Origin of the sequence: Methanohalophilus sp. WG1-DM (genome assembly GCF_004104135.1) — an archaeon.
GTDB classification, from domain to species: domain Archaea; phylum Halobacteriota; class Methanosarcinia; order Methanosarcinales; family Methanosarcinaceae; genus Methanohalophilus; species Methanohalophilus euhalobius.
Window position 1 is genome coordinate 1 of record NZ_RRBA01000070.1, and the last position, 249, is coordinate 249.

Genomic DNA, 249 nt, shown 5'->3' on the forward strand with positions numbered 1-249 from the left:
GATGAGTTTACCCTCAATACTACCGATTTGAATGAAATCATAGCCGAAATCGGTAACAGAACCTCATTGACAGCTGAGCAAATCGAGCAGTATATGGAGGTCGATGAAGGCGAAGATTTCTATGATGAAGAAGACGTCGAGATTGAAGTGGAAATCGAGGGCGAGCAATCAGAAGTTAAAATAAAGCTCAATGAAACCGAGGATGAGTTTACCCTCAATACTACCGATTTGAATGAAATCATAGCCGAA

At 41.0% G+C, this 249-nt stretch carries 1 protein-coding gene; it reads left to right on the forward strand.

What is annotated here, in order from left to right; translation table 11 throughout:
• Positions 1-249 (forward strand): hypothetical protein (locus tag CI957_RS10720; RefSeq protein ID WP_164909108.1); only part of this gene is annotated, 249 nt, incomplete at both ends.